The sequence below is a fragment of the Clavibacter sp. MX14-G9D genome, from assembly GCF_032917815.1.
GTDB lineage: Bacteria > Actinomycetota > Actinomycetes > Actinomycetales > Microbacteriaceae > Clavibacter > Clavibacter michiganensis_K.
In genome coordinates this window covers 1-8,285 of the sequence record NZ_JAVCVL010000124.1, presented here as the reverse complement: position 1 = coordinate 8,285, position 8,285 = coordinate 1, and the positions used below count along the sequence as shown (strand labels likewise).

General features: G+C 72.1%; 11 protein-coding genes. 1 reads left to right on the top strand and 10 read right to left on the bottom strand.

Annotated features, from left to right (window positions below):
• The first annotated feature begins 16 nt into the window (after positions 1 to 16).
• Complete coding sequence (locus Q6969_RS10535; RefSeq protein WP_317230396.1) at positions 17 to 682, top strand: DUF998 domain-containing protein; 666 nt, start codon at positions 17 to 19, stop codon at positions 680 to 682.
• A 16-nt stretch (positions 683 to 698) separates the two neighbouring features.
• On the opposite strand, the gene Q6969_RS10530 is transcribed toward Q6969_RS10535, so the two are convergent.
• The 10 genes from Q6969_RS10530 to Q6969_RS10485 form a co-directional block, all read right to left on the bottom strand.
• Positions 699 to 2,678 (bottom strand): cytochrome c oxidase assembly protein, encoded by a 1,980-nt coding sequence (locus Q6969_RS10530; RefSeq protein WP_317230395.1) that lies wholly within the window; start codon positions 2,676 to 2,678, stop codon positions 699 to 701.
• Positions 2,679 to 2,808: 130 nt separating this feature from the next.
• Complete coding sequence (locus tag Q6969_RS10525) at positions 2,809 to 3,096, bottom strand: HU family DNA-binding protein (RefSeq protein ID WP_012039622.1); 288 nt, start codon at positions 3,094 to 3,096, stop codon at positions 2,809 to 2,811.
• Between the two features lie 131 nt (positions 3,097 to 3,227).
• Positions 3,228 to 3,533, bottom strand: a complete 306-nt coding sequence (gene rpsN, locus Q6969_RS10520) for a 30S ribosomal protein S14 (RefSeq protein WP_015491493.1) — start codon at positions 3,531 to 3,533, stop codon at positions 3,228 to 3,230.
• A gap of 2 nt (positions 3,534 to 3,535) precedes the next feature.
• Positions 3,536 to 3,703 carry a 50S ribosomal protein L33 gene (rpmG, locus tag Q6969_RS10515; protein WP_011187086.1) on the bottom strand — a complete coding sequence of 56 codons (168 nt, stop codon included), beginning with the start codon at positions 3,701 to 3,703 and terminating at the stop codon, positions 3,536 to 3,538.
• Complete coding sequence (gene rpmB, locus Q6969_RS10510; RefSeq protein WP_015491494.1) at positions 3,703 to 3,939, bottom strand: 50S ribosomal protein L28; 237 nt, start codon at positions 3,937 to 3,939, stop codon at positions 3,703 to 3,705. Before rpmB ends, rpmG begins: the two co-directional genes overlap by 1 nt.
• A gap of 194 nt (positions 3,940 to 4,133) precedes the next feature.
• Entirely contained in the window at positions 4,134 to 4,577 is a 444-nt protein-coding gene (locus tag Q6969_RS10505; RefSeq protein WP_317230394.1) for a transcriptional repressor, read from the bottom strand.
• Positions 4,574 to 5,500: a metal ABC transporter permease gene (locus tag Q6969_RS10500; protein WP_317230393.1), complete on the bottom strand. Its 927-nt coding sequence runs from the start codon at positions 5,498 to 5,500 to the stop codon at positions 4,574 to 4,576. The genes Q6969_RS10505 and Q6969_RS10500 overlap by 4 nt, the downstream gene beginning before the upstream one ends.
• Positions 5,497 to 6,375 carry an ABC transporter ATP-binding protein gene (locus Q6969_RS10495; protein WP_317230392.1) on the bottom strand — a complete coding sequence of 293 codons (879 nt, stop codon included), beginning with the start codon at positions 6,373 to 6,375 and terminating at the stop codon, positions 5,497 to 5,499. The genes Q6969_RS10500 and Q6969_RS10495 overlap by 4 nt, the downstream gene beginning before the upstream one ends.
• On the bottom strand, positions 6,372 to 7,316 hold the full coding sequence (locus Q6969_RS10490; RefSeq protein WP_317230391.1) for a metal ABC transporter solute-binding protein, Zn/Mn family: 945 nt from the start codon (positions 7,314 to 7,316) through the stop codon (positions 6,372 to 6,374). The genes Q6969_RS10495 and Q6969_RS10490 overlap by 4 nt, the downstream gene beginning before the upstream one ends.
• Before the next feature lie 73 nt (positions 7,317 to 7,389).
• Positions 7,390 to 8,285, bottom strand: an 896-nt coding sequence (locus tag Q6969_RS10485) for a dihydrolipoamide acetyltransferase family protein (RefSeq protein WP_317230390.1), incomplete at its 5' end; no start/stop codon positions are given.

The window sequence follows — 8,285 nt, the reverse complement described above, 5'->3', positions numbered from 1 at the left end:
CCGCCCGAGGAATCCGATCCGCGCACGACCGCTGATCCCCGCAGCCGCCGGCGTCGCCTGGATCGCCGCCGCCGTCGTCTACGTCTCCGCGGAGGCCGTCGCCGCTTCCGTCTTCCCCGGTTACCGCTACTCCGCGAACTACATCAGCGACCTCGGCATCCCGGAGGTCACCGAGTACCAGGACCGCGCCATCGACTCCCCGCTCGCCGCGGTGATGAACACCGGCTTCGTGCTGCAGGGCGTCCTGTACCTGCTCGCCGCCGCGCTCGCGGTCCGGGCCCTCCGCGCGGGTCCCCGCCGCACGCTCCTGGTGCTCGCCGCCGCCCACGCGGTCGGGATCACCGTGGTCGGCCTCGTCCACGGCAGCGCCTCGAGCGCGGCGAGCGGCATCGGCTGGATGCACGTCGCCGGCGCGGGCGTCGCCATCGTCGCGGGCAACGCGGCGTCCATCGTGGCCGGCGTCGGCTCCGCCCGCATCGGCGCACCCCGCTCCTTCCGCGTCGCGAGCGTCGCGCTCGGCGTCGGCGGCCTCGTCGCCCTCGCCCTCCTGGAGACCATCGGGGGCGCGGGCATCGACGGGATCTGGGAGCGCGGGTCGGTCTACGCCGTCACCGCGTGGGAGCTCCTCGCCGGCGTCGCCGTGCTCGTGGCCGCCCGCCGCCGCGCCCACGCGCCGGTCTGAGCCGGACCCGGGCGGATCAGCGCCGCTCGGCCGCCTGCAGCGCCTCGAGGTTGCGGTTGTACGCCTCGAGCTCCGCGTCCCCGTCGCGGTCGGCCTTGCGGTCGTAGCGGATCGAGTCGCGCTTGTCGCTCCGGCTCCACATGATGGCCGTCACGACCGCCAGGATCACCGTCGGGATCTCCCCGATGCTCCAGGCGATGCCGCCGCCGGCCTGCTGGTCCGCGAGCGCCGAGTCGCCCCACGGCCGGCCCATCGCGCCGAACCAGTCCGCGAGCAGCAGCCCGGTGCCGGTCATGAGCGACAGGCCGAAGAACGCGTGGAACGCCATCGTCGCGAGCAGCAGCAGCAGGCGCATCGGGTAGGCGAGGCGCACGGGCATCGGGTCGACCCCGATGAGGTTCTGCGTGAACAGGTACCCGACGATGAGGAAGTGCACGATCATCCACTGGTGCCCGATGTGGTCGGTCGTCGCCCAGCTGAACAGCGGCGAGTAGTAGAAGACGAGGAGCGAGCCCGCGAACAGCACGGCTGCCACGATCGGGTGGCCGACGAAGCCGGCGAACCTCGAGTGCACCGCCAACAGGATCCACTCGCGCCCGCCGCGGCTGCCGTCCTGGCGCTTCCGGATGGCGCGCATCGCGAGCGTGACCGGAGCGCCGGGAACGAGCAGCAGCGGGATGACCATGGCGAGCACCATGTGCGCCAGCATGTGCGAGCTGAAGAGGTACTTCTGGTAGACGTTCACGCCGCCGTTGGTGATGTAGAACAGGCCCACCATGCCCGCGACCCACAGGATCGAGCGGTGCACGGGCCACGCGTCGCCGCGCGTGCGGAGGCGGTGCACGCCGGCCAGGTAGAAGAAGATCCCGAAGGCGCACAGCAGCACCCAGAGCAGGTCGAAGCGCCACTCGGTGAGGTACCGCATGGGCGTCAGCTCGGGCGGCAGCGGCTCGCCCGTGAGGATCTGCGCGGGCGTCGGGTCCGGCAGCTGCGTGGCGACGACCTGGCTCACCGGCGGGGCCGTGCGGGCGAGCGCCGCGGCGACGCCCGACGCGACGCCCATGAAGGCGAGCTCGGCGGTCACGAGCCACCAGAACGGGCCCCGTGCGGTGGATCCGCGCGCCTCGAGCCGCCCGATGAGCACCTTCCGGTACGCGGCCCCGATGAGGCCGAGCGCGAGGAGGGCCGCCACCTTCACGAGCACCAGCAGGCCGTAGGGCGTCAGCAGGCGGTCGAGGGAGCCGACGCGGATCTCGGCGCTCACGTAGCCGGACGCCGCCACCACCACGAAGCACACGAGCGCGACCGCGGAGTAGCGCCGGAGCACGGGGACCAGCCGGTCGCCGTCGAGCTTCGAGCGCAGCAGCACCAGGGTGAGGAGCCCGCCGAGCCACACGGCGGCGAAGACGAGGTGCAGCCCGAGCGCGTTGACCGCGGCGTCGTGCCCCTCCGTGCCGCCCGCGTGCCCCTGCTGGGCCATGGGGACGAGGCCGCCGACGGCCAGCACCAGGACGAACGCGATGGCCGTGTGGTTGCGCACCGCGAAGCACAGCACCGTGACGGTCGCGGCGATCAGCGTGGTGGCGAGCCACGCCTGGCCCACGGAGATCTGCGTGAGCACGAGGCCGAGGCTGGTGCCGAACTCGGAGCTGAAGGAGAACGGCGTTCCCGACACGCTGAGGAACGTGAAGAACGCGGTGATGGCGGACGCGACCGTCCAGACGGCGGCGCCCGCGGCCGCGATGTCGAGCGCGCGGCCGTACTCGTCACGCGTGCGCGACAGGGCGAACGCCGCCAGCAGCAGCGCGCCGATGGCCGTGGCCGCCGAGATGTTGACCATCATCTTCGCGGCGGGGAGGCCGTAGCGGACCACGGGTCCGGCGTCCTCGAGCAGCTGCGGGGCGGCGCCTCCGCCGATGGCGAGGGCGGCCAGCAGGGAGAGGAACGCGACGATGACGAGGGCGGCGGGCCCCGCGACGCGGAGGAGTCTGGGCATCAGGGATCAAGCGTATCCCGCGTCCGCTGACGGCCGGCTGGCCGTCGACGCCCGGCCGCGGCGGTGGGGAACGCGACAGCGGGGGCGCCGACCGGAGTCGGCGCCCCCGCTGGGCGTGTGGTGAGGAGGACTACTTGACGGCGGCCTTGAGCTTGCTGCCCGCGGAGACCTTGACGCCCTTGGACGCCTTGATCTCGAGCGGCTCGCCCGTCTGCGGGTTGCGGCCGGTGCGCGCGGCGCGAGCCGTCTGCTCGAACGCGACCCAGCCCGGGATCGTGACCTTCACGCCGTCGGCGACGTTGGTCGCGACGGTGGAGAAGAGCGCGTCCAGCACGCCGTTGACGGCGGCCTGGCTCTGGCCCGACTCCGCGGCGACGGCGGCAACGAGCTCGGTGCGGTTGAGTGACTTGTCAGCCATGGGTGTCCTCCTCGGACCTGGTGCCGTTCTTCTCGAGCGGCCGTGTGGTGGATGGTGTCTGTCTACGTCAGCGGACCGTGCAGCCCGACGGGGCCATCAGCGGTCCGTTCGGCCGTACGGCCGCTTGGAACCTACCAGCTGGACTTCGTGATGCCCGGAAGCTCGCCGCGGTGGGCCATGTCACGGAAGCGCACGCGGGAGATGCCGAACTTCGACAGGTTTCCGCGGGGGCGGCCGTCGATGCCGTCGCGCTGGCGGACGCGGACGGGCGAGGCGTCGCGCGGGAGGCGCTGGATGCCGGCGCGGGCCGCCTCGCGGCTCTCGTCGGTGCCGTTCGGGTCCACGAGGGCCTTCTTCAGCTCGAGGCGCTTCGCGGCGTACCGCTCGACGATGACCTTGCGCTGCTCGTTGCGGGCGATCTTGCTCTTCTTGGCCATGGTTAGCGCTCCTCGCGGAAGTCGACGTGCTTGCGGACGACCGGGTCGTACTTCTTCAGCACGAGGCGGTCGGGGTTGTTGCGGCGGTTCTTGCGGGTCACGTACGTGTACCCGGTGCCGGCCGTCGAGCGGAGCTTGATGATCGGACGGACGTCCTGCTGCTTGGCCATTAGATCTTCACCCCACGACCGAGGAGGTCCTTGACGACGGACTCGATGCCGCGGGCGTCGATGACCTTGATGCCCTTCGCGGAGAGCGTGAGCTTGACGTTGCGACGCAGCGAGGGGACGTAGTACGTCTTCTTCTGCACGTTCGGGTCGAAGCGGCGCTTGGTGCGCCGGTGCGAGTGCGAGATGTTGTGTCCGAAGCCGGGGACGGCGCCGGTCACCTGGCAGGTTGCTGCCATGGTTTCCTCCGTAGGTACCGTAGGGCGAGACCGCCCTACCCAAGATTTCTTGTCGGCACGCCCGTCCCCGGATCTCGAGAGAGGGGATCCGCCCCTCGAGAGGGACAGCGGGCGCACATGCGAGCGGATGAGCCGCTCGGCCAAGGATCGAGGCTACGCGACGACACGCCCGGACGCAAGCCGGAGGCCCGGGATCATGCGGATGCAGGGCTGCCCGACGCCTCAGCGGCAGCCTCGGCGGCGGCCTCCGCGGCCCGGCGCGTGCACTCGGCGCAGAGGCCGAAGACGTCGACCACGTGGCTCGGCGCCGTGAACCCGTTGCGCGCCGCGACGTCGTGGGCCCAGGACTCGACCTCGTCGGCCGCGATCTCCACGGTGCGCCCGCAGACCCGGCAGATCAGGTGGTGGTGGTGGCCGCCGGTCGCGCACGTGCGGTAGAGCGCCTCGCCGTCGGGCGACTGCAGCGAGTCGGCGTCGCCCTCCGCGGCGAGATCGCCGAGCGCACGGTAGACGGTGGCCAGGCCGATGGGGGATCCGGCGTCGTGCAGCCGGGCGTGGAGGCGCTGCGCGCTCACGAACTCGGTCGAGGCGTCCAGCGCCTGCCGGACGGCCTCGCGCTGCCACGTGTTCCGCTTCATGCCCGTGCCCTCCCGGCGGGGGTCCCTCCCCGCCCCGCCAGGGTACGCGCCCCGCCCGACGACCCGGTGCGCGTCCGGACGGCGTCGACGAGCCGGCACACCAGGTAGATCGAGAACGAGATGGTGGTGACGTAGGGGCTGATGGGGATGCTGCTCCCGAGGGCCAGGAGGATCCCCCCGACGATGCTGGTCAGCGCGAACAGGACGCTCAGCGACACGACCACCCGGGGCGTCGACGTCACGCGCATCGCGGCGGCCGCGGGCGTGACCAGCAGCGAGAGCACGAGCAGCGCGCCGACGATCTGGATGGAGACCGCCGTGGCGAGGCCCAGCAGCACCATGAACACGATGGACAGCAGCCGCACCGGGATGCCGCGGGCCGCGGCCACGTCGGGGTCGACGCTCGCGAACATGAGCGGGCGCCACACGATGGCGAGGCCGACGATCACCACGGCGCCGATCGACACGAGGTAGCCGAGCTGCGGGTTGTCGACCGACACGATCTGCCCGGTCAGCAGGCCGAACTTGTTGCTCGCGCGACCGTCGTAGAGCGCCAGGAAGAGGATCCCGAGACCGAGGCCGAACGGCATGAGGACGGCGATGATGGAGTTGCGGTCCTTCGCGCGCGTGCCGAGCACGCCGATGGCCACGGCCGCGATGAGCGAGCCGACCAGGGATCCGCCGACGACGTTGACCCCGAGGAGCAGCGCCGCGGCCGCCCCGGCGAACGAGAGCTCGCTCACGCCGTGGACGGCGAACGCGAGGTCGCGGGTCATGACGAGCACGCCGATGAGGCCGCCCACGACGCCGAGCACGGCGCCCGCGATGATGCTGTTCCGCAGCAGCGCGACGAGCGCGCCGTAGTCGGAGAAGTCGAACAGGCGCGACCAGACGTCGCCCGCGTCGAGGAGCAGGTGGATCACGCGGCCCTCCCGTCGGACGCGACGGCGCGGTCGTGCACCCCGTGCGGCCCGTGGTCGTCATGCTCGCCGTGCTCGCCCTCGTCGTGCGCGTGGTGCCCGTGCGGGTCGTCGGTGGCGCCGACGACCACGATGCGGCCGCGCACGCGCACCACGTCGACGGGCGTGCCGTACAGCGAGCTCAGCACCTCGGAGTCGAGGACCTCGTCGGGGGTGCCGATGCGGAACCGGCCGCCCACGAGGTAGAGGACCCGGTCGACCATCTCGAGCACCGGGTTGATGTCGTGCGTCACGAACACGACCGCGGCGTCCGTCTCGCGGCGGTGGCGGTCGATCAGCTCGCTGACCACGCGCTGGTGCCCGAGGTCGAGGCTGAGGAGCGGCTCGTCGCAGAGGAGGAGCCGCGGATCCGATGCGAGGGCCTGCGCGACGCGCAGCCGCTGCTGCTCGCCGCCCGAGAGCGTCGCGACGGGGGCGTCCGCGTAGCCGGCGGCCCCCACGGCGTCGAGCAGCTCGTCGACCCGCGCGCGCTCGGCGCGGCGGCCGATCGGGAGCCCCCACCGGTGCCCGGTGACGCCGAAGCCCACCAGGTCGCGCGCGCGGACGGGGGTGGACGCGGTGATGAGCTTCTGCTGCGGGACGTACCCGATGCGCCGCGCACCGCGCCGCACCGGCTCGTCGAGGAAGCGCATCTCCCCCGACGTGAGGCGCTGGGCGCCGAGGACGGACTTCAGGAAGCTGGTCTTGCCGGATCCGTTCGGGCCGAGCACCGCGACGAACTCGCCGGGCGCCACGTCGAGGTCGAGTCCGCTCCAGAGGGTGCGCGCGCCGAACGACAGCGTCGCGTCCCGGAGGCTCAGGACGGGTGCGCCGGTCACGATCCCCGGATCGCGGATGCCACGGCGTCGACGTTCTCGGTCATCCACTCAATGTATCCGCTGCCCGCGGGCAGGTCGGCGGGCAGCGTCTCCGTGACGGGCACGACCGGCACCCCGGCGGCCTCCGCGGCGGCGACGACCTGGTCGGTCGTGGCGCCCGTGGTCTGCGCGTTGTAGACGAGCGCGGCGACCCGCTTCTCGGAGAAGAGCGCGAGCGTCTCCCGGAGCACGTCGGCGGGGACGTCGGTGCCCTCCTCGATGGCCTCGCTGAACTCGTCCGGGGTCCGGTTCTCGAGGCCCATCGCCTCCGTGAGGTACAGGGGCACGGGCTCCGTGATGGCGACGCCCTGGCCGCTGCCGGCCGCCTTCGCGTCGGCCTCGGCGGCGGCGATGCCGTCGAGCCTCTCGGCGAAGGCCCGCTCGTTGGCCGCGAAGGCGTCGGAGCCGGCGGAGTCGGCCTTCGAGAGCGCCGCGGCGATCTCGCCCGCCAGCTTCCTCATCGTGGGCACGTCGTACCACATGTGCTCGTTGAACTCGCCCTCGGCGGGGTCCTGGTCGTAGCCCGAGATGTCGGACGCGTCGAGGACGACGTGGCTGCCGGCGTCCGGCAGCGCGTCCACCATCGTGCCGATGAAGTCGTCGTAGCCGCCGCCGTTGCGGATCACGACGTCGGCGGTGGAGAGCGCCAGCTGGTCGCGCGCGGTGGCCTGGTACTCGTGCGGGTCCTTGTCCGGACTGTCGATGATCGACGTCACCGTCACGTCGTCGCCGCCGATCTGCTGGGCGATGTCGCCGTAGACGTCGGTCGAGGCGACGACCTCGAGCGTGCCGTCGGCGGCCGAGGCCCCGTCGGACGGGGAGGCGGATCCGGAGGCGCAGCCCGCGAGCGGGACGGCGAGGAGCGAGACGGCGAGGAGCGCGGTGAGGGGTCGACGGTTCATGACTCCGACGATACGGTATTGATAACCGTTGTCATGACCACCGGGCGTCCCGTGGGGACGGGGGACGGCTCCCTCACTCCAGGAGCAGGGCGGGCTCCTCGATGATGCTCGCCACGTCCGCCAGGAACCGGCTCGCGACGTCGCCGTCGACCACGCGGTGGTCGAAGCTCGCGCCGATGGTCGTCACGAACCGCGGGCGGACCTCGCCGTCGACGACCCACGGCTTCTGCTTGATCGTGCCGAGCGCCACGATGGCGACCTCGCCCGGGTTGAGGATCGGGGTGCCCGTGTCCATGCCGAAGACGCCGATGTTGGTCAGCGTGATGGTGCCCTGGCTCATGTCGGCCGGGCTCGTCCTGCCGTCGCGTGCCGTGAGCGTCAGCTGCTCGAGCGCGCGGGCGAGCTCGAGGAGCGACATGGCCTGCGCCTCCTTGACGTTCGGCACCACGAGACCCCGCGGCGTGGCCGCGGCCACGCCGAGGTTCACGTAGTGCCGGACGATGATCTCCTGGTCCGTCCACGACGAGTTCACCGTGGGGTTGCGGCGCACGGCCCAGATCATCGCCTTCGCCATGATCAGCAGCGGCGACACCTTGACGCCCGCGAAGTCGGTGGACGCCTTCAGCCGCTTGACGAACTCCATCGTGCGGGTGGCGTCGACGTCCACGAAGAGGCTGACGTGCGGCGCCTGGAACGCGCTCTGCACCATGGCCGCGGCGATGACCTTGCGGACGCCCTTGACCGGGATGCGGTCCTCGCGCGCGTCCGGCCACTCGGGCGTCTCGATGTTCTTGAAGACGCTCGCCTGCTGCGCGGTGCGGATGACGTCCTCGCGCGTGATCTCGCCGACGAGACCCGTGGCCTCGACCTCCGCGAGATCGACCTCGAGGTCCTTCGCGAGCTTGCGGATGGGGGGCTTCGCGATGATGGGCGACGCCGACGCGGCCGGGACCGACGCGGGACGCGGGG